The organism is Variovorax sp. CCNWLW225 (assembly GCF_037204045.1).
Taxonomy (GTDB): Bacteria; Pseudomonadota; Gammaproteobacteria; order Burkholderiales; family Burkholderiaceae_C; genus Variovorax.
Window position 1 is genome coordinate 84,769 of record NZ_JBBCBV010000011.1, and the last position, 19,837, is coordinate 104,605.

21 protein-coding genes and 1 riboswitch are annotated in these 19,837 nt (G+C 66.2%); of the genes, 7 read left to right on the top strand and 14 right to left on the bottom strand.

What is annotated here, in order from left to right; all coding sequences use genetic code 11:
- Nucleotides 1-1,251, bottom strand: coding sequence for an efflux RND transporter periplasmic adaptor subunit (locus tag V9L20_RS18260; RefSeq protein ID WP_258506772.1), 1,251 nt, complete (start codon nt 1,249-1,251; stop codon nt 1-3).
- 150 nt (nt 1,252-1,401) lie between these two features.
- Entirely contained in the window at nt 1,402-2,283 is an 882-nt protein-coding gene (locus V9L20_RS18265; RefSeq protein ID WP_258506774.1) for an alpha/beta hydrolase, read from the bottom strand.
- A 182-nt stretch (nt 2,284-2,465) separates the two neighbouring features.
- Between V9L20_RS18265 and V9L20_RS18270 the strand changes: the two genes are divergently transcribed.
- Nucleotides 2,466-3,380, top strand: coding sequence for a LysR family transcriptional regulator (locus tag V9L20_RS18270; protein WP_126749659.1), 915 nt, complete (start codon nt 2,466-2,468; stop codon nt 3,378-3,380).
- A gap of 21 nt (nt 3,381-3,401) precedes the next feature.
- On the opposite strand, the gene V9L20_RS18275 is transcribed toward V9L20_RS18270, so the two are convergent.
- The 11 genes from V9L20_RS18275 to V9L20_RS18325 all read right to left on the bottom strand — a co-directional run bounded on the left by V9L20_RS18275 (nt 3,402) and on the right by V9L20_RS18325 (nt 13,769).
- The gene (locus V9L20_RS18275) at nt 3,402-3,869 is read right to left on the bottom strand and encodes an OsmC family protein (RefSeq protein ID WP_258506777.1); all 468 of its coding nucleotides are present in this window, start codon (nt 3,867-3,869) and stop codon (nt 3,402-3,404) included.
- Nucleotides 3,870-3,922: 53 nt separating this feature from the next.
- Nucleotides 3,923-4,654, bottom strand: a complete 732-nt coding sequence (locus tag V9L20_RS18280; RefSeq protein WP_258506782.1) for an LrgB family protein — start codon at nt 4,652-4,654, stop codon at nt 3,923-3,925.
- Entirely contained in the window at nt 4,651-5,004 is a 354-nt protein-coding gene (locus V9L20_RS18285; protein ID WP_258508459.1) for a CidA/LrgA family protein, read from the bottom strand. Before V9L20_RS18285 ends, V9L20_RS18280 begins: the two co-directional genes overlap by 4 nt.
- Nucleotides 5,005-5,033: 29 nt before the next feature.
- Nucleotides 5,034-6,074 (bottom strand): aminotransferase class I/II-fold pyridoxal phosphate-dependent enzyme, encoded by a 1,041-nt coding sequence (locus V9L20_RS18290; protein WP_337297660.1) that lies wholly within the window; start codon nt 6,072-6,074, stop codon nt 5,034-5,036.
- Nucleotides 6,075-6,978: 904 nt separating this feature from the next.
- Entirely contained in the window at nt 6,979-7,926 is a 948-nt protein-coding gene (cbiB, locus tag V9L20_RS18295; protein WP_337297661.1) for an adenosylcobinamide-phosphate synthase CbiB, read from the bottom strand.
- 4 nt (nt 7,927-7,930) lie between these two features.
- Entirely contained in the window at nt 7,931-8,500 is a 570-nt protein-coding gene (gene cobO, locus V9L20_RS18300) for a cob(I)yrinic acid a,c-diamide adenosyltransferase (protein WP_337297662.1), read from the bottom strand.
- A gap of 22 nt (nt 8,501-8,522) precedes the next feature.
- Nucleotides 8,523-9,305: an ABC transporter ATP-binding protein gene (locus tag V9L20_RS18305; protein WP_337297663.1), complete on the bottom strand. Its 783-nt coding sequence runs from the start codon at nt 9,303-9,305 to the stop codon at nt 8,523-8,525.
- Complete coding sequence (locus tag V9L20_RS18310; protein ID WP_258506799.1) at nt 9,302-10,312, bottom strand: FecCD family ABC transporter permease; 1,011 nt, start codon at nt 10,310-10,312, stop codon at nt 9,302-9,304. The genes V9L20_RS18305 and V9L20_RS18310 overlap by 4 nt, the downstream gene beginning before the upstream one ends.
- 23 nt (nt 10,313-10,335) lie before the next feature.
- Entirely contained in the window at nt 10,336-11,208 is an 873-nt protein-coding gene (locus V9L20_RS18315) for an ABC transporter substrate-binding protein (protein WP_443098599.1), read from the bottom strand.
- The gene (locus V9L20_RS18320; protein WP_337297664.1) at nt 11,205-11,789 is read right to left on the bottom strand and encodes a bifunctional adenosylcobinamide kinase/adenosylcobinamide-phosphate guanylyltransferase; all 585 of its coding nucleotides are present in this window, start codon (nt 11,787-11,789) and stop codon (nt 11,205-11,207) included. Before V9L20_RS18320 ends, V9L20_RS18315 begins: the two co-directional genes overlap by 4 nt.
- Before the next feature lie 36 nt (nt 11,790-11,825).
- The gene (locus V9L20_RS18325) at nt 11,826-13,769 is read right to left on the bottom strand and encodes a TonB-dependent receptor domain-containing protein (RefSeq protein WP_337297665.1); all 1,944 of its coding nucleotides are present in this window, start codon (nt 13,767-13,769) and stop codon (nt 11,826-11,828) included.
- 93 nt (nt 13,770-13,862) lie between these two features.
- A riboswitch (cobalamin riboswitch) is annotated at nt 13,863-14,108 on the bottom strand.
- Between the two features lie 162 nt (nt 14,109-14,270).
- Here V9L20_RS18325 and V9L20_RS18330 point away from each other — a divergent pair.
- From V9L20_RS18330 to V9L20_RS18345, 4 genes are all read left to right on the top strand, one after another.
- Entirely contained in the window at nt 14,271-14,495 is a 225-nt protein-coding gene (locus V9L20_RS18330) for a DUF904 domain-containing protein (RefSeq protein ID WP_093023459.1), read from the top strand.
- On the top strand, nt 14,492-14,845 hold the full coding sequence (locus V9L20_RS18335) for a cell division protein ZapA (RefSeq protein WP_337297666.1): 354 nt from the start codon (nt 14,492-14,494) through the stop codon (nt 14,843-14,845). Before V9L20_RS18330 ends, V9L20_RS18335 begins: the two co-directional genes overlap by 4 nt.
- A 282-nt stretch (nt 14,846-15,127) precedes the next feature.
- On the top strand, nt 15,128-15,949 hold the full coding sequence (locus V9L20_RS18340) for a sulfite exporter TauE/SafE family protein (RefSeq protein ID WP_258506808.1): 822 nt from the start codon (nt 15,128-15,130) through the stop codon (nt 15,947-15,949).
- A 109-nt stretch (nt 15,950-16,058) separates the two neighbouring features.
- Nucleotides 16,059-16,484: a universal stress protein gene (locus tag V9L20_RS18345; RefSeq protein ID WP_126749671.1), complete on the top strand. Its 426-nt coding sequence runs from the start codon at nt 16,059-16,061 to the stop codon at nt 16,482-16,484.
- 30 nt (nt 16,485-16,514) lie between these two features.
- On the opposite strand, the gene V9L20_RS18350 is transcribed toward V9L20_RS18345, so the two are convergent.
- Complete coding sequence (locus V9L20_RS18350) at nt 16,515-17,477, bottom strand: helix-turn-helix domain-containing protein (RefSeq protein WP_258506810.1); 963 nt, start codon at nt 17,475-17,477, stop codon at nt 16,515-16,517.
- Between the two features lie 179 nt (nt 17,478-17,656).
- Here V9L20_RS18350 and V9L20_RS18355 point away from each other — a divergent pair, with 179 nt between their 5' ends.
- On the top strand, nt 17,657-18,703 hold the full coding sequence (locus V9L20_RS18355) for a carbon-nitrogen hydrolase family protein (protein ID WP_337297667.1): 1,047 nt from the start codon (nt 17,657-17,659) through the stop codon (nt 18,701-18,703).
- An 18-nt stretch (nt 18,704-18,721) separates the two neighbouring features.
- A complete protein-coding gene (locus tag V9L20_RS18360) occupies nt 18,722-19,780 on the top strand; it encodes a phenylacetaldoxime dehydratase family protein (protein ID WP_337297668.1) in 1,059 nt (352 codons plus the stop codon).
- Nucleotides 19,781-19,837: the final 57 nt, after the last annotated feature.

The window sequence follows — 19,837 nt, forward strand, 5'->3', positions numbered from 1 at the left end:
TCAGGACTTCGCGGCTTCCGCGACGCGTTCCGGTTGTTGTTGCTTGGTGTCGGCCTTGGCGTCCATCGTCACGTTCTGCGGCACCACGAGTGCGCCGGGGCGGATGTGCTGCAGGCCGTTCACCACCACGCGTTCGCCGGCCTTCAGGCCCTTGCTCACCACGCGCAGGCCATTGACGGATGCACCGAGCGTCACTTCGCGGTACATGGCCTTGTTGTCTTCGCCCACGACCATCACGAACTTCTTGTTCTGGTCGGTGCCGATGGCGCGTTCGCTCACCAGCAGAGCGGAGTCATTGCGCGCCTGGCCCATGCGGATGCGGGCAAACTGGCCCGGAATGAGCGCGCCGTCCTTGTTGTCAAACGAGGCGCGCACGCGCACGGTGCCGCTGCGGGCGTCGACCTGGTTGTCGATCAGCTGCAGCTTGCCGACGAAGGGCGTGCCGTCGAAGCCCGAGGTGCCCATCTGCACGGGAATGCTCTCGATCTGGCCGCGTGCGCTGGCGCCGCTCGGCAGGTCTTTCAGGGCGCGGGTGATCACCTGCTCGTCGGCATCGAAGCTCGCGTAGATCGGGCTCACCGACACCAGCGTGGTCAGCACCGGCGCGCCGGGGCCCGCGGCCACCAGGTTGCCCTGGGTCACCTCGAGCTTGCCGATGCGGCCCGACACGGGCGCACGCACTTGCGTGTAGCCCAGGTTGAGGCGCGCCGATTGCAGCGTCGCTTGCGCGGCACGCAGGTTGGCATCGGCCTCGCGGCTGGCGTTCACGCGCTCGTCATATTCGCGCTGGGCAATGGCCTGCTGGTCCCACAGGCGCTTGGCGCGTTCCTGCTCGCTGCGGCTGAATGCCTGGCGGGCCTGGGCGGAGGCTACTTGGGCTTCGGCACGCTCCACTTCGGCGGCGTACGGTGCGGGATCGATGGTGATCAACAGGTCGCCCTGCTTCACCAACGCGCCTTCGCGAAAGTGCACCGCCTGCACGGCGCCCGCTACGCGGGAGCGCACATCGACGCGCTGCACGGCTTCGAGCCGGCCCGAGAACTCGTCCCAGGCGTTGACTTCGCTTTGGGCCACGGTGGCCACGGATACCGGTGTGCCCTGTTGCGCCGCGGCGGGTGCCGTGGCCTCCGCCTTGAAGCTCTGCATGCCAAGCACGGCGGCGGCCACAGCCAGCAGTGCGGTGAGGCCGGTCACTGTGGGCCACAGGCCCTTGCGGGCGACGGAAGACAGTTTTTGCTTATTGTTCGACATGATGGTTCGTCCTTCTCGATGACTTTTTGGGATGCAACAGGCCACCCCGGCGCTTTTGGCACCAGGAGGCGGAATTCGAAATGACCGGGGTTACCGGTGGGCCGGGGAAAGGCGTCGCGACGTCTGGCTGGGCTGCCGCGACCGGCCCACCTAGCTGGGCTTGGGTGCTACCGGAGGCGGCGTGGTGGCACTGAAAAATTCGCGGAAGTGTTGCTGCACGCTGGCTTCGCAGGCCTTGCAGCCCGAGGGTTCGGGGTCGTACAGCGCCTTGGGCCAGTTCGCGGCACCAGGCAACACGGCACTCGTCACGTCGATGCCGGCCGCGCGCAGGCGCCCGGCAAAGGTCAGCGCCTCGTCGCGCATCGCGTCGTCGGCGCCCACCAGCACCAGCGCGGGTGCCAACGCACCAAGCCGGAGCGATCCGCTCGGAACGGCGTAGGGATGGGTTGCGTTGGAGGGGCAACTCAAGTACTTTTCCCAGCCCTTGGCCCAGCGGCATTCGGCCTCGTCGTTCGTCGCCTTGCGCAGCGACGCAGTGCCCGCGCACGGGTCGAGCATGGGCGACAGCAAAATTTGCCCCGCCAGCGGCGGATGCGCCCGGTCGCGGGCGATCAGCGCCACCCCGGCGGCCAGGTTGCCGCCGGCTTCTTCGCCGGCCAGGTACACCTGGGCGCCCTTGCCGCCGAGCTTGACGCGCTGCTTGTAGAGCCATTCGAGCGCTGCATAGCCCACTTCAATGGGCTCGGGAAACGGCGATTCGGGTGCCAGCGGGTAGGCCACCGACACCACCACCGCACCGGCCCCTGCCAGCAGCCGGGCCACGTTGCGCCCGTTGTCCAGGTTGCCGCAAACGAAGGTGCCGCCGTGGAAATGCAGCACCAGCGGAACCGTTTCGCCGCGCGGGCGTTGCCCGTAGACCCGGGCATCCACCGGCGCGCGGCCGGGCAGCTCGATCGAAAGATCGGCTTCCACGCCTTGCGCCGCGGCTAGGGCAGCGGCTTCGGCAGAGCGGGACGACGGACGGGGTGACATGGAGGCAACCTCAGGAGGATTGGCGATAGTCGAAATATAAGGCGGCCAGTGTGGTGTTAAACAGGCAACCTGCCCCTACTCTGTTTCCAAACGGCGAACAATCCGGGAAACGATAGGGATTGTCACCTTGTGTGAGAATCCGCTCCCCTCGGCAAGGGCCGGGTTCCCAGGAACAGTCATCAATGGATCAAATCCAGGCAATGCGGATCTTTGTCCGCGTGGTGGAAGCAGGCACCTTCACCCGGGCCGCGGATTCGCTCGCCCTGCCAAAGGGGACGGTCACCAAGCAGATCCAGGCGCTCGAATCGCGCCTGCGGGTGAAGCTGCTCAACCGCACCACGCGGCGCGTGACGGTAACGCCCGACGGCGCGGCCTACTACGAACGCGCGGCGCGCCTCCTGAACGACTTCGACGACATCGAAGCCAGCATGACCAATGCGCAGGCCAATCCCACCGGGCGGCTGCGCATCGACGTGGGCACCTCGGTGGCGCGGCTGGTCATCCTGCCCGCGCTGGCCACCTTCTGCGACCGCTACCCCGAAATTCAGGTCGACCTGGGCGTGAGCGACCGCACGGTCGACCTCATCACCGACAACGTCGACTGCGTGATCCGGGCCGGCGAGCTGAGCGACCAGTCGCTGGTGGCCCGGCGCATCGGCACCCTGCACTTCGTGACGGTGGCATCGCCCGCCTACATCAAGCGCTACGGCATTCCGCAGCACCCCAACGACATCGAGAAGCGGCACCACGTGGTGAGCTACTTTTCGGGCAGCACGCGGCGCATCTACCCGCACGAGTTCAAGAAGGACGACGAGACCATCGAACTCAACGGGCCCTACCGCGTGTCGGTGAACGAGAGCAACGCCCACATGGCGGCGGTGCTCGGCGGCTTCGGCATTTCGCAATGCATCACCTTCATGGCCGAGCCGCTGCTGGAGAGCGGCGAACTGATCGAGGTGCTGTCGGACTGGCACCGCGACCCGCTGCCGATTCATGTGGTCTACCCGCCCAACCGCCACCTGAGCGCGAAGGTGCGGGCGTTCGTGGATTGGGCGGCCGAGCTGTTTGCGAAGAACCCGCGGCTGCAGCGGCGCTGAGTCGTTCTCCGCTGGAAGGGGTCAGCCGAACACCGGTTCGCAGCGCACCTCGGTCTTGACCGAGTTGGCAATGAAGCATTCCTCATGCGCCCGGTGGTGCATGTGTTCGATCTGCTCGCGCGTGGGCAGGTTGTCGCCGGAGAACATGACATCCGGCCGGAGCGTGACCACCGTCATCGCGAGCTTGCCTTCGGCGTTCTTTTCCATGATGCCGCTTGCCGCGTCGAAGTAACGGTCGACGGTGAACTTGCGCTTTACCGCCATGGTGAGGAACCACAGCATGTGGCAGCTCGAGAGCGAAGCGACGAAGGCTTCTTCGGGGTCGACCGCCGCCGCATCCGAAAATGGCAACGGCACCACGTGCGGCGACGAGGAACCCGGCACTTCCGCACCGCCGTCGAAGCGCATCGAATGCCTTCTGCTGTAGCTGTTGCCGAGAAAGTCCTGCTCGCCTCGCTGCCAGAGGATCTCTGCGGTGTACTGGGCCATGCCGTGCGCTCCAAGGTCGATGGGAGCGCCAATTCTGCGTCAGAAAACCCGGATCAGAAAACACCCAGCAGCTTGACCAGCAACGGCACCAGCAGCGCGGTGGCGATGCCGTTCAGACCCAACGCCAGGGCCGAGAAGGCGCCTGCCGTTTCATTCACCTGGATGGCGCGCGCGGTGCCGATGCCGTGCGCCGCCATGCCGACGGCAAAGCCGCGCACCGCGGGTTCCTTGATGCGCAGCAGGTTCAGCAGGCCAGTCGCCATGATGGCGCCCGAGATGCCCGCGACGGCGGCGGCCACGGCGGCGAGCGACGGCAGCCCGCCGATCTTTTCGGCCACGCCCATCGCGATCGGCATGGTGGCCGACTTGGGTGCGAGCGACATCATCAGCTCATGCGAGCCGCCCAGCACCCAGGCAATGCCGATGGCCGAGACAATGGCCGCAACGGAGCCCACCAGCAGCGCCACGCCGATCGGCAGCCACAGCCTGCGCAGCCGCGCGAGCTGGCCGTAGAGCGGCACGGCCAGCGCCACCGTGGCCGGGCCGATGAGAAAGTGCACGAACTTTGCGCCCTCGAAATACGTGTCGTAGGGCGTGCGCGTGACGAGCAGCACCGTGACGATGACGACGACCGACACCAGCACCGGATTGACCAGCGGCCTGCTGCCGCTGCGCTTGTGCAGCCACAGCGCGCCCAGATAGGCCAGCAGCGTGAGCGACAGCCAGAGCAGCGGCGACTGGGCGAGAAAGACCCAGATCTCGGACAGCTTTGCCGGAGCGTTCATTCCGCCTCCTTGCCAGTGATGCGGATCATCCAGCGCAGCGTGAGCGCCGTTACCGTCATGGTGAAGGCCGCGCCCACGATGCCGGCCGCAAGGAACGGCAGCCACTCGCGCCCCACCCGTTCGAAATGCAGCATGACGCCGGTCACAGCCGGAATGAACAGCAGCATGAGGTTGCGCAGCAGATGGCCGGAGGTCTCGCTCAATGCCTCGGGCACGCCGCCACGCACGAGCAGCGCGACGAACAGCAGCAGCATGCCGATCAGAGGACCGGGAATCGGCAGGCTAAGCCACTGCACGAGCAGTTCGCCGGCCAGTTGGCAAAGAAAGAGCGTGGTGATGGCGTAGAGCATGGTGGCGGCGGATTCCTGCTTGTGTCCGTTCAATGTTCGGTTGCTTTTGCCGCTCGTGTCCAGGCCTCCTTTAGCGCCTGCTGGCTTTGCGGCGGCAACACACCCAGCCGCACGTGGCCGGGAAGGCCGAAGGATGCGCAGTCGCGCAGCTTGATGCCTTCGGCGCGCAGCGCGGCGGACAACTGCGGATACGGCGCATTGGTGCGCGCGCAGAAGAAGTTGGCGTCGCTCGGCAGGCACTGCCATCCCAGCGATTCGCAGATGGCGCGCTGCTGCGCCTTCCATGCTCGCAGGGCGTGCAGGCTTTGTGCGAGCCAGGCTTGTGCTTCGTCGCCGACCCAGGTTTCGAGCAACGCCACGCCGTGGGCGCCGATGGGCCAGGAAGGCGACAGTTGTTCGAGGCGCTGCTTCAGCGCCGCAGCGTCGTCGCTTTCTGGTGCGATGGCATAGGCTGCGCGAACGCCGGTCAGGCCCATCGCCTTGTTTGGCGTCCACAGCTGCCAGACACGGTTGCGCTGCACCACGTCGAACGACGCCCGGCCTTCCAGGCGCTGCGGCTCGTAGGCCATGTCGAGCACGCAGGTGTCGATGGCCCTCGATTGAGATTCTTCGGGCTGGCCCAGCGGACTGGAGGGCTCGCACAGCCAGCGCAGTGCCGCATCTCCTCGCGGTGCGGCAATGCGCGACACCTGCAAGCCCCAAGCCGAAGCTGCACGTTCGTAGTCGCCGTAGCTATGCGCGGGCAGGCAGACCTTCCGTCCACCACCTTGCGCCCAAGCGGCGCTGATGCGGTGGATGAATTCGCTTGCACTCGCAGCAATCACGATACGGCCGGGCTCAACGCCATGAAAACCTGCCAGCGCGCGGCGCAGCGATGTGTAGCCTGGGTCTGGGTAGTGCGCTGCATCGGCTGCGCGCAGCGCGTCCAGAACGGCTGGGCATGGGCCCGCCGCGTTGCTGTTGGTTGAAAAGTCATGCCGAGCAGCCCCCGATGCATCAGGGCCGCCGTGCGCAACAGCCGTCAAATCTGACGAGCAAATCAATCCGGCTCCTTCATTGCCCCCGAGCATGCTCAATGCATGAACGCGAGCGGAATTGCATATGCGACAGGCTCAAAGAACTGAGAAGTAGATTTCAGTCAACCTTGAGAAAGCCTCTGGACGTCCCACTACCTCGCCTTTCAAGAAGATGTCAGATGTCGAACGGTTAGGATCCGGTTTCACCATGCCTGTCAGATTCGCCCTCTTCGCAGAAAATTGCTCGTAGTTTTCGGCGCTTTCCAAGCTCAGCTCAATGCCTCCCGCCGAGGATTTGCTAGCGAGCGCTTCTGGTACCCAGCCCCATACAGAGCACTTCCAATCGACATTCGGGCCATACGTGACAGAGAGCCAAAAAGTTTCGTTGCCAATACTCCCGTCCAAAACCAGCGTGAAGGTGCTAACTACAGAGGTACTGAGCGCGTCGGTGGATCTGAGGAAGTACCAAATAAATTCAACCAACTCTTAGCAACGACTCGTGCTAGGTGGAGCCTTGTGCTGATGCTCTAGCAAATTCCGAAGTGCCGAAATCTCCAGAAGCATCGCAGGCCTCGCTACCCCGAAATGACCCAACATCTCCAGGAGTTCGTTTGGTTTTTTCGGATCCGCGATTTTTTTGAATCGGTATAACGAGTTCAAGCGCTTCAGCCGATGATCGACAGCCCTCTTCAGATTCGCAATGCAATCTATTCGATAGTGCTCGCCACCGTCGTGGGTCAGTAAATGGTCCGCATGCTTCCAGTATTGATACGGCTTCTTCCAATCCGGATCTTCCGCAATTGAGGAACTTTCACGCGTCGCATCCCAAGAGAGAACATCGAGGGAAAGCGATAGATGTGAGGTCATGTAGTGAACTGCTCGATCAGCAATTTGATCACTGATTATTTCAGTAGTTAGGCTCCACGATTCGCTTCATTCGAAGATTACTGCGCATGGTTTATGCACAGACCGCCATAGCCAGCGTGCCTGCGAGGATGATCGCTGAACCTTCAATTAGCAGAACCGCTCTCTTGCATAGAACAATTGCGCGTCGAAGGTCTAGTCCTTGGGCTCGCCGCCCTTCAGGATTCAAGGCATACACGCCCGGCTTGGCCAGCCGCACGCCAAGCAGCAATGCCATCGCCGCCATTGGCCACCCGCTGTTGGGCGAAGGCGTGCGGCGCGCCTCCAGCGCCAGCCCGCGTGGCCATTGCCGCGACGCGAGCGCAAGCAGCAGCACGGTGAGCCGTGCCGGCAGCCACGAAAGCACGTCGTCCGCGCGCGCGGCCCATTTGCCGAACCACGTCCAGTCGCGGCCACCGCGCTCGCCGCGGTAGCCCCACATGGCATCGGCCGTGTTCGCGAAGCGATAGACCGCGGCGCCCGGCAAGCCCAGCAGCACAAACCAGAACAGCGGGGCCACCAGTGAATCGTTGAGGTTCTCGGCCAGCGACTCGATGGCGCTTTCGCGCACTTCGCTTTCACTGAGCATGGAGACGTCCCGGCTCACCAACCGGGCGAGTTGCGCGCGGCCCGCCTCCAGCGACACCGCGAGCGCCGCCTCCACGGCCAGCACTTCATTGCGCAGCATGCGCCATGCGAAGAGCGGCTTCAATGCAATAGCAAGCACTACGGCAGTTGCCCAGTCGGGCAGCCATTGCAGTGCGGTTGCCTGCACCGTCAGGGCCATGGCGCCAACGACCATTGCACCAACGCACCAGGCCAGCGCGCCCTTCAGGAACAGCGACAGATCGCGCGGCCTTGCATCGGCCGCGAGTGGCGCAAGGCGGGAGCCGAACCAACCAAGGTAGTGCCCCATCCACACCACGGGATGCCAGCGCACCGCCGGCTCGCCCAGCCAACAGTCGATGGCCAACGCAAGCCACAAGGCGGCTGCGGAAGCCAAAGGCTCAATCCTCGATGCCGCGCTGCGCGGGAATCCCGGCCTTGAAGGCGTGCTTGACCATGGTCATGTCGGTCACGGTGTCGGCCAGCTCGACGATCTCAGGCGGACAGCGACGGCCGGTGAGCACCACGTGCACATGCTTCGGCCGCTCGCGCAGCGTTTCGAGCACACCGTCGAGCGGCAGCCAGCCGTAGATCAGCGGATAGGTGATCTCGTCGAGCACCACCAGAAAGAACTCGCCCGAAAGAATGGCCGCCCTGGCCTTTTCCCAGCCGTCGCGCGCAAGCTGGCCCGAGCGCTCGAGATCCTGGCTCTTCCAGCTGAAGCCGTCGCCCAGGCCTTCGATGGGAATGCCGATCTGCTCGAACATGCGGTGCTCGCCGAAACGGGCGGAGGGCACTTTCATGAACTGGTAGATCTTCACCGCCTTGCCGCGGCCGTGCGCACGCAACGCCAAGCCGAAGGCGGCCGTGCTCTTGCCCTTGCCGTCACCGGTGTTGACGATGACGATGCCGCGGCGTTCGCCTTCGGGTTTTTCGTAGGGCTTGTCGCTGGGGGGAGTTTCGATCTGCATGGTGTGGTGTTCGGAAAGTCGTTCAATTCGGCAAGGCAATCCACTGGTCCGCCACGCGATGCACACGAATGCGGTGATCGAACACCTGCTCGAGCGCTGCGTGCGTGGCCGGGTCGCTGCTGCCGCCGTGGTGCACCACGCGGCCATGATTCATCACGACCAACTCGTCGGCCGCAAGTGCCATGGGCAGTTCGTGCAGCACGCTGACCACGGTGCGGCCTTCGGCCACCAAGGCACGCGCGGTCTGCATCCAGTCGGCCTGGTGGGGCGGATCGAGGTTGGCGAGCGGCTCGTCCATCAGCAGCAGCTCGGCCTCGACCGCGAGCGCGCGCGCCATCAGCACGCGCTGCCGTTCGCCGCCGGAGAGCTGGCCCAACGGCCGCTCGCGCCACTCCCAGGCCTGCGTGCTGCGCAATGCGCGCTCCACGGCCTCGCGGTCTTCCGCGCTGGGCGCGGCAAGCCAGCGCTGGTGCGGCAGGCGGCCGAGCATCGCAATGTCGTAGACCATCAGGTCGTCGGCGCTGCCCTCGCCCGCCGCACCGCTCTGGCCCAGCCATGAAAGGCGCTGTGCGCGAATGCGGCCCGGCACCTTGGCCGCCGGCTCGCCAAAAAGGAAAACCTCGCCACGGTGCGGAAGCAGGCCTGCAAGCGCCTTGAGCAAGGTCGACTTTCCCGCGCCGTTCGGCCCGACGATGCTGGTCCACCGCGCGGCGCCCAGCTTCAGCTCGATGCCGTGCAGCACCTCGGTGCTGCCGAGCGTGGCACTCAAGCCGCGTACTTCGATGGCGGGAATGCGGCCGCTCATGCCACGCCTCCCCGCGCGCTGCGCCTGTGCATCAGCCACAGCAGGTAGCTGCCTCCGAGCACGGCCGTGAGCACGCCCACGGGCAGCTCCTGCGGGGCAATGAGCCAGCGCGCCGCCAGGTCGGCGGACATCAGCAGCAGTCCGCCCATGGCCGTCGACAGCACGATCAACCCGGCATGCGTGGTCTTGACCACCGAGCGCACGAGGTGCGGCGAGGCAAGGCCCACGAAAGCGATCAGGCCCGTTTGCGCCACGGCCGCGCCGGTGGCCAGCGCGAGCACCACCACCAGCGCGGCGCGCATGGCGCCCAGCGGAAGGCCAAGGCTTCTTGCAGTGGCCTCGCCCAGCGAAAGGCTGTCGAGCACCGGCGCAAGCGCCCAGCCCAGCAGCAGGCACACCACACCGGCAGCGGCCATCACGGCGCATGCGCTCCAGCCGACCAGGCCGGTGCTGCCGAGAATGAAGCCCTGTATGGCCTGCAGGACATCGGCCGAAGCGATGGTGATCAGGTCTTTGGCGGCGCCGAGCACCACGCCGACGATCACGCCCGCCAGCAGCAGCCGAAGTGTCTGCTGCACGCCGCGCGCGAGCAGCAGCGTGAGCATCACCGCGAGCACCGCCCCCACGAAGGCCGCACCGGTAAGGCCAAGGCGCAGTGCCCATTGCATGTTTGCGACCGAGCCGCCGAACAGCATGAGCGCCACCGCCACGCCGAGCGAAGCACCCGATGCACTGCCGAGCAGATAGGGATCGGCCAGCGGATTGCGAAACAGGCCCTGCGCCACCGCGCCCGCGAGCCCGAGCAACGCGCCCGCGAGCCAGGCGCCGAGCGTGCGCGGCAGCCGGATGTCCCACACGATCTGCAGTGCCACCGGGTCGCGCCATGCCGCCAGCAGGCTTTCGAAGCCGGTGCTGCCGATGCCCAGCCCGAGCAGCGCGAACGCAATGCCCAAGCCAAGCAAGGCAATGCCGAAGAGCCAGACCCTGCGCTGATGGTGCGTGTGCATGACGGAGAATTCTTGCGGCTTTTTCAGCCGGACTTTTCCGTCAGGCAGCGTGCCATCAAGCGTGCCGCCTCGTCCATGCGCGGGCCGGGGCGCACGAGCACGTCGGACTCGTCGGCGCTGAAGCGGCAGATGCGGCCTTCGCGCACCGCGCGGATGCCGCCCCAGCCCGGGCGCTGCTCCAGCCCCTGCGCGCTGCGCACGCTGACCATGATGAGGTCAGGATTGGCGCGCACCACGTATTCGGGGTTGAGCTTGGGAAACGGCCCGAGCGACGCCGGCACGATGTTCTTCGCGCCCAGCCGCGTAAGCGTTTCGCCGATGAACGACGACTCGCCGGCCGCAAACGGCGCGCTGTTGACCTCGAAGTACACGCGCAGGCCCTTCGCACGGTCGGGGAGCGATTGCGCCGCCGCCGACACGCTGGCGTCGATCACGCGCCACACGTTCGGCGCCTCGCGGGTGCCAAGCACCTGGTCGAGCTTGCCGAGCACGCGCTGCACGTCGGCATGGCTCTTGGGTTCGAGCACCACCACCTTGAGGCCCAGCGCTTCGAGCCGCTGCGTCACGCGGGACGACTTGGCAAGCAGCACCGCGTCAGGCCGCAGCGCCACGATGGCCTCGACATTGGGGTCCAGCCCTCCGCCCAGTTGCGGCAGCGCGCGCACCGCACTCGGCGAGTTGGAATAGTTGTCGACACCCACCAGCCGCGAGCAGGCGCCGAGCGCGCAAACCCCTTCGGTCAACGACGGCAGCAGCGTGACGATGCGCTGCGGCGGCTGCGGCAGGCTCACGGTAACGCCGCGCTCGTCCGTTACTTCCAGGGCGTGCGCGGCCAGCGACAGAACACCAAGGCCGAGTACTGCGGAAAAAAATCGAATCCAGTGCTTCATCTTCATGCGGCAGGCGCCTTCAAGGTCAACGGCAGCCCGGCCGCCATCAGCGTCACGCGATGGCATGCGGCCGCCACCTCCTGGTTCATGCGGCCGAGCGTATCGACGAAGGCACGCGTCTCCCGGCCAAGCGGAATCACGCCCAGGCCGATTTCGTTGCCGACCAATACCACCGGCCCGCGCGCCTCGCGCAACGCGATGAGCAGCATGGCGACGTGCGCCGGGGGCGTGCGAGTGGCGGGCTTGGCGGCCTCGGAGCGCAGCGGCATCAGCAGGTTGGTGAGCCAGAGCGTGAGGCAATCGACCACCACCAGCGTTTCGGGCGCGCTCTCGGAAACAATGGCGCGCGCCAGTTCGACCGGTTCTTCCACAGTACGCATGGCCGGCACGCGCCGGGCGCGGTCCGCCTGGTGGCGCGCGATGCGCTCGCGCATCTCGTCGTCGAACGCCTGCGCGGTGGCGATGAGCACGGCGCGCCGCGCAGCGGGCGCCTCGGCCAGCCAGTCGATGGCGCGCTGCTCGGCGCGGCGCGACTTGCCGCTTTTCTGGCCCCCGAGGATGAATTCATGCGCAATGGTCGTGGGCATCTTTCTTCCTTTCGGGGTTGCCGTCGGCAAGCCTGATTAATGCGGCGTCCACTTCAGGCCGATGTAGGCATTGCGGCCGCCGGTGGCGTAGCCGCGTGCCAGCGTGTAGTCCTTGTCGCCCACATTGTCGACGCGCGCCACCAGGCCGATGTCGCGCGTGATCTGCGTGCTGGCCACGAGGTTCAGCACGGTGTAGCCGCTCAGCGTGCGGGTGTTGGCGGCATCGTCGAAGCGCTTGCTCGACGATTGCACCTCGGCGCCCAGCGTCCAGCCGGCAACGCGCCAGTCGGCAGCCAGCGTGCCGTGGCGGCGCGCGCGGCGTGCGAGCAGGTTGTCGGTTTCCAGGTCGCGCGGATCCTGGAAGTCCACTGATGCGCGCAGCGTCACGTCGCCGATGCGGTGGCCGCCCGAAAGCGTGATGCCCCGGTAGCGCGCACGCGCCGTGCTGGCATAGCAGCCAAAGCCGGAATCGCAGTTCGTCGCCCCGCCGTCGAACACGATCAGGTCGTTGACGCGGTTCTGGTACACGACGATGCCCGCATGCGTGCCGCCGTCGGCGTACTGCAAGCCAAGCTCGACATTGCGGCTCGACTCCGGCTTGAGGGTCGGCGTGCCGTATTCGCTGAAGCGCTGGTACAGCGTGGGCGCGCGGAATGCGGTTCCGGCCGACACGGTGGCGCGCAGCTTCGGCGTGATGGCGTAGCCGTACGCGGCGCTGCCGGTGGTCTTGCCGCCGAATTCGCTGTCGTCGTCATGCCGCACATGCAGCTGGAGCGAATGCGCCCCCTGCACGAAACCGTAGCCCAGCGAAACCGCATCCTGCGAGCGCTTGCGCGACAGCAGGCCGGTGAAGGTGGTGGGTGCGTTCTCGAGCGCGTCTTCACGGCGCTCGAGGGTGGCCGTCACCAGGTGCGGGCCGAAGCGCAATTCGTTCTGGAACAGGTAGCCGCGAAGGTTGGTCTCGGTGCGGTAGAACGAAGGCTGCGTCTTGTAGACCGATTGCGAATCGGTCACCTGCACGCGCGTGCTGTAGATGTCGTTCCACTTGGCGGACCACGAAAGCCCCGCCGTGCGCAGCGTGTTCTGGGAAACGTCGTTGGTAAAGCGGATCGGCGGCCGCGTCCTGGTGCTCACCGGCGAGTCGTAGCCCGCTTCGGTGTCGCTGTAGAGCAGCGTGGCCTCGAGCCGCTGGGCCGGGTTGATCTGGTAGCCGAGCCGCAGGTTGCCCGAGTCATTACGGTATGCATCGCGGTCGGGGTCTGTCAGGCCGTCTCTCGAGGGCGTGCGCTTTTCGATCGGCAGCGCGTTGAAGCCCTTGCTCTCTTCATGCGCGACACCCAGCGAATAGTCGAACGCGCCCGACTTCCCGCTCACGCCCGCTTCGGCCTTGCGAAGGCCATGGCTGCCGAAGCCCACGCCCGCGTAGGGCGCCACGCCCTCTTCGCCGCGGCGGGTAAAGAGTTGGACCACGCCGCCCACGGCGTCGGAGCCGTACACCGCCGCAGCGGGGCCGCGCAGCACTTCGATGCGGTCGATCTGCGCAAGGGGAATGCCCTCCCAGCCGGCGCCGCCGGTCGATTGCGAATCGATGCGCACCCCGTCGATGTACACGGCGGTGAAGCGCGTGTCTGCGCCGCGGACGAACAGGCTGGTGGTACTGCCCAAGCCGCCGTTGCGCGTCATCTCGATGCCGGGCAGGCGCGCCAGCACGTCGGCCACGCCCACGGCGCCGCTGCGCTCGATGGTCTGGCGGTCGATGATGGACACGTCGCCCACCAGGTCGGACAGGGCTTGTGGCGTGCGGTTGGCCGTGACCACGGTCTCGCCCAGCGCGCGCGCCTCTTGCTGGGCGTGCGCTGCCGAGGGCAGCTGGATCAGCGCCAGGCCGCCGAAAGCGGAGGCCAGTGCGAACGGCAGGCAGGCAAGGCGGCGACGGCGCGCGGGAACACGGCCGAGGGAAAAGGAAACGCAGGAAATCATGAATGGACCGAACGAACGTCTATGCCCGTCGCCGGCCTCCCCGCCAGCGTTTGGGCGCAATGGCTGCTTCATGCGCGCGAATCGATCGCGCATGCGGCAGCCGCCTCGTTGGCCGGTATCCGGGCTGGCAGTACGACCTCACCGCCTTCCCAGGCGCCTGTTTCAGGGCGCCCAGTGGCTTGATGGATGAGGTTGACGCGCGTGGCGTCGACTGCTTGACCGTTGCGGGGGCAGCGCAGGCGGCTTCGGCCTTGTCCCGTTTCGGGGGCGTTCACTCCTGCTTCCCGTTGAACCGCGGCGTGTGAACCACGACGCAGGCACCAACGGGCGGGATTCTAGGGCCTCTCGCGGGCGCAGTAAGCCAAAAGTTGCGCAGACTGTTGTCCGCATCGCATCGGAAAGTTTGGAAAGAGCAAGGTGCAGGCCGCAGAATCCGTCCCGGTCCCACGCGGCGTTCGGCGCCACGGGGACCGCCTCCCTGGGAAACTACAATCGCCAACCATGCCCGCTTCCAGCCCCATCGACCAGATCGCCGAGCGTGTGGAACGCCTGCTCGTGCGTCATGAAGAGGTGCAGCGCACCAATGCGCTGCTGCAGGAGCAGGTCGAAGCGCTCACGCGCGAGCGCGATGCGCTGAAGTCGCGGCTCGCCGCGGCCCGCACCCGCCTCGACGCCCTGCTCGAGCGGCTGCCGGCCGAACCACCTTCCGAAGATTCCCCCGCATGAAGCAGATTGAAGTTCAGATCATGGGCCAGAGCTATCTGCTCGGCTGCCCCGAGGGCGGCGAAGCCCAACTGCGCGAGGCCGTCGACCGGGTGGACGCGGCCATGTGCAAGATCCGCGATGCAGGCAAGGTGAAGGCGCGCGACCGCATTGCCGTGCTTGCTTCGCTCAACCTGGCCTTCGACCTGGCCGCCCAGCAGGCCGCCGCGGCAGCCGCTCCGGCATCTGCGGCCACCCCGGCAATCGCGGTGCCCGCGGTGGCCGCGGCAGAGGCCGGCGAGGACGACGCCAAGGCCGCCCAGCTCATTCAGAAACTCGATCAAGCCCTTGCGGGCGATGACCATTTACTCTGAGGAGAAGCGCCCGGCTCGTCCGAGGCGTAAAATCCGAACTGTCTGCGGTGCGCGTCGGGCTTAATATTTCCTTGTTCCAATGCTCTCCGGAGCCGGGCTTGGTACATCGCTTGGCGGGCGTGATCATCTCGCGTCAGATGAACCCGAAGCCTTGCTGCCCTCGCCCACCTGAACCCTGGTTCAGGATGCGGGTTCGGCGCCCACTTGCAGACACCTTTTTCCGTTCAAACGGCCCCGGCAAGCGCTGCACGGGGCCGTTGCTTTTTTTCAAGGCTCCGCTGCGTGAACTCCCTGCTCGACCCCCTCCTGATCGCCGAATTGGCCGCACTCGGCCTGGGCACCGGTTTTCTGGCGGGCTTGCTCGGCATTGGGGGCGGAATGCTCATGGTGCCGTTCATCACCATCATCATGGGGCACCGCGGAGTGGCCTCCGACCTGGCCGTGAAGATGGCCATTGCCACCTCGATGGCGACGATCATCTTCACTTCGGTGTCGAGCGTGCGGGCGCATCACAAGCGCGGCGCGGTGCGCTGGGACATCGTGCGGCGCCTGGCGCCCGGCATCGTCATCGGCAGCCTGCTGGGCAGCCTGGGCGTGTTCGCGCTACTCAAGGGCACGGTGCTGGCCATCGTGTTCGCGCTGTTCGTGGGCTTCTCGGCCACGCAGATGTTTCTTGACCGCAAGCCCAAGCCCACGCGGCAGATGCCGGGCACGGTGGGCCAGTTGTCGGCGGGCGGCGCCATCGGCTTCATATCGGGGCTGGTGGGCGCGGGCGGCGGCTTCGTCAGCGTGCCGTTCATGACGTGGTGCAACATCTCCATTCACAACGCGGTAGCCACCAGCGCCGCGCTCGGCTTTCCGATTGCGGTGGCCAACGTGCTGGGCTATGCGGTAAGCGGACAGTCGGTGCAGGGCCTCCCTGAAGGTGCCTTCGGCTACATCTGGCTGCCTGCGCTCGCGGTCATTGCGGTGTGCAGCGTGCTCACCGCTCCGCTCGGCGCCAAGGCCGCCCACAACCTGCCGGTGAAAAAGCTCAAGCGCGTGTTCGCGAGCATCCTGTACCTGCTGGCCGCCTACATGCTCTGGAAGGGGCTGCAGGGCTGAGCAAGCCATCGCGCAGCTTCGCACACTGCGCGGTTCTTCGAGCGAAAGCCCCTTGGGTCTTGGGTGAGACCCGTTGCGGCAGGCAAGCGCGGGCCGTATAACCGGCCTCATGAAAATCCTCATCGCAGTCGACGGCAGCGCCTACACGCAAAAGGCGCTCAACTACTTGCTCGCCAACCGCGCCATGTTCGTGGACGGGCATGAGCTGGTCATCGTGCATGTGTGCACCGGCGTCCACGGCCATGTGGCGCGCCACCTCAGCAAACAGGTGGTCGACGACTACTACGCCGAAGAAAGCGCCAAGGTGCTCGACCCCGTGAAGGCATTGCTTGCGCAGAACAACGTGAGCAACTTCACCGTCGACCAGCGCCACGGCCATGCGGCCGAGGAAATCCTCAAGTCGGCCACTGCGGCGCATGCCCAGCTGATTGTGCTGGGCACCCACGGCCACGGCATTTTTGGCCGCGCGCTGATGGGCTCGGTGGCCACCAAGGTCATTTCCGAGACCGACACCTCGGTGTTGCTGGTGCAGTAACCCGGCGAAGGCCGACCCCTCTTTTTGTTGTTATTGAACGCGCTGCTGCCGCCACTCGCGCGGCGAGCAGCCGAAGCGTTCGCGGAATGCGCGGCTGAAGTGCGCCGCGTCATTGAAGCCGCGGCCATAGGCGATGTCGGCGACCGGCCGGCCGGCAAGCCGCGGCTCGAGCAGGTCGCGGCTGCACGCTTCGAGCCGGCGCTCCCAGATGTACTGTGAAGGCGTGAGCGGCTCGCTCTTGAAGATGCGGTGAATGTGGCTGGCTGAAACGCCCAGCTCCGCGGCAAGGCTGCCCACCGAGAGAGACGGATCCGCCAGCTGCTCGTCGATGCGCCGCTTCACGCGGGCCAGGTGGTAGGCCGTGAGATTGCTGAGGCCCGGCGCGCGCGCCGCAGGCAGCGTTTGGAGCCCTGCCACCAGAATGCTCTGCACCCCGTTGGCCACCGCGAGTGCCGACGCCGGCTGCAAGGTGTCGATGTCTTCGCGCAGCGTGCGGATCATGCCGAGCAGCAGGTGCCCCGCGCCTTCGCGTCCCGACACGGTGGTGGCCGTCAGTGCTTCGGTGTCGTGCAGTTCGCTGCGAAGGCGTTCGCCAGGCAGCTTGAGCACGATCTGCTCGAACGCGTGGTCGAACAGCAATTCGTAGGGCCGGGTGCTGTCGTACAGCGCAAAGTCGCCCGCCGCCAGGACCGCGTCGCGCCCGTCCTGCCGCACCACGCCTTGGCCTCGCGCCTGGATGCTGACCAGGAAGTAGTCGTCGCCCGACCGCGAGATATGCCCCGGCGTACGCATGACCTTCTGCGGGCCTGACTTGACCACCGACACATCGAGGCTCGGCAGCGTGTGCTGGCGGATGCTGCCTTCGAAATTGCCGGAATCGTCCTTGCGCACCGCATCGCACCCGAGCTGCACGTACACATTGCAGATCATGTCGGTCCAGTAGGCGAGCCGCTGGTCGCGCGGAACGGCATCGGTGCTGAACAACTGGTTCATCGGGGTTCCTCGGATTTCTTGAAAAGCCGGCATGCAACGCTGGAACAAGAACGCCGCAAGTTCGGGTCAAGGGGTTTCGCGGCGGCGAATCTACGCTTGAAGCAACTCGCATGCCACCGCGCAAACCCGGTGCGAGGTGTGCGAAGTTGTTTCATCACCCCTGCTCCTGGAGACCCTCCATGCCCGCCACCAGTCATCCCAAGCTTCGCGTTGCCGCCGTGCAGGCCGCGCCCGTGTTCCTCGATCTCGACGGCACCATCGACAAGACCATCGACCTCATGGCCCAGGCGGCCGGCCAGGGCGTGAAGCTCATCGCCTTTCCCGAGACCTGGGTGCCGGGGTACCCCTGGTGGATCTGGCTCGATTCGCCGGCCTGGGGCATGCAGTTCGTGCAGCGCTATCACGACAACGCACTGGTCGTCGGCTCGGGCGAGTTCGACCGCATTCGCGATGCCGCGCGCAAGCAAAGGATCTGGGTGTCCCTTGGCTACAGCGAAAAGGCCGCGGGCAGCCTCTACATTGCGCAGGCCCTGATCGACGACCAAGGCAACACCGTGCAGACGCGCCGCAAGCTCAAGCCCACGCACGTGGAACGCACCGTGTTCGGCGAAGGCGACGGCTCCGACCTTGCCGTGGCCGACACGGCCATCGGCAACATCGGGTCGCTCTCATGCTGGGAGCATCTGCAGCCGCTGAGCAAATACGCGATGTACGCACAGAACGAGCAGATCCACTGCGGCGCCTGGCCCAGCTTCTCGCTCTACCGCGGCGCGGCTTTCGCGCTCGGCGCCGAGCTCAACAATGCGGCCAGCCAGGTGTATGCAGCGGAGGGCCAATGCTTCGTCGTCGCGCCGTGCGCCACGGTTTCACAGGCGATGAGCGAGCTGATGTGCACCGATGCAGGCAAGCAGCAGTTGCTGCGCGTGGGCGGCGGCTTTGCACGCATCTACGCGCCCGACGGATCCCCGCTCGGCACGCCCCTGGCCGAAGACCAGGAAGGGCTGGTGATTGCGGACATCGACCTTGGAATGATTGCGCTCGCCAAGGCCGCGGCCGACCCGAGCGGCCACTACTCGCGGCCCGACGTGACGCAGCTGCTGCTGAACAAGACGCGGCGCGAACCAGTGGTGCTGCAGCGTGCGCCCGAGGTCGAAGGCGGCGCCTTCGAAGCCATCGTCGCCACGCCCGAGCAAGGCGCCGCGGCGCGCCAGCAGTTGGCCGCCTGAACCAGCAGGAGCCACGCCATGGAATCCGCCATTGCAGAGCACCTGAAGTGCCCACGCACGCGCCACCGCCGCGTGGAAGAGGACTACGCGCCGCCCTACCCCGTCTGGTCGGCGCGCGCGCCGGCCGCGGTGAGGCAGGTGGTGATGGGTTACTTCGGCGTGCAGTCGCGCGGCGCCGATATGCAAGGGCGAGCTTGCGCTGCGCTGATGAAGATCGCAGCCGGCTTCGCGCTGCCCGACGGCCCGGGGCATTACGACTTCGCACACCACGTCGATGCCGACGGCTACGACAACATGATCGCCATCGCGTACTGGGACGATCCTGCCGCCCATGCGCGTTGGTGCTCAGCGCCCAAGGTGGATGCGTGGTGGCGCTCCGAAGAACGGTTGGCGGACGGCCTCGGCTACTTCCGCGAAATGGTGTCACCGCGCGTCGAGCACTTCGAGACCATGTTCAACACGCCGGACCGTCTCGAAGGCGTGGGCGTGGTGATGGGCGGCGTGAGCGGCGAACTGCAGGAGCACGGCTACTGGGGTTCGATGCGCGACCGCATTCCACTCTCGCAGACCGATGCCATGGCACCCTCCGGCACACGCGCCGTGATTGCCGGCACGCCGGCTATCGGGCAGCGCGTGCGCGTTGCGGGCCACGAGAACATCGCGATGATCCGCTCCGGTCAGGAGTGGGCCGACACCACCGGCCAGGAACGCACGCTCTACCTGGAAGAGATGGAACCGGTGCTGCGCGAAGGCATGGAGTTCTTGCGAGACCAGGGGCTGGGCATCGGCTGCTACAGCAACCGCTACATGCGCCATCTCGACGCCAAGGGCACGCCGCTCGAAAAATCGTTCGGCCTGAGCTTCTGGCGATCGCTCGCCGACATGGAGCGCTGGGCCGAGTCGCACCCCACGCACGTCGCGATCTTCGGCAGCTTCATGCGCTATGTGCAGGCGCTGAACTTCCAGCTGCAGCTGCGCGTGTACCACGAAGTGTCGGTGCTCAAGGCGGACGAACAGAGCTACGAGTACATCAACTGCCACGCCCGCAGCGGTCTTATGAATGGGTTGGCCGCCTAGAAGACCGCACTTCGGGCATTTGCTTTAGGATGCGCGGCCCTATTCAAGCGCAAGCAA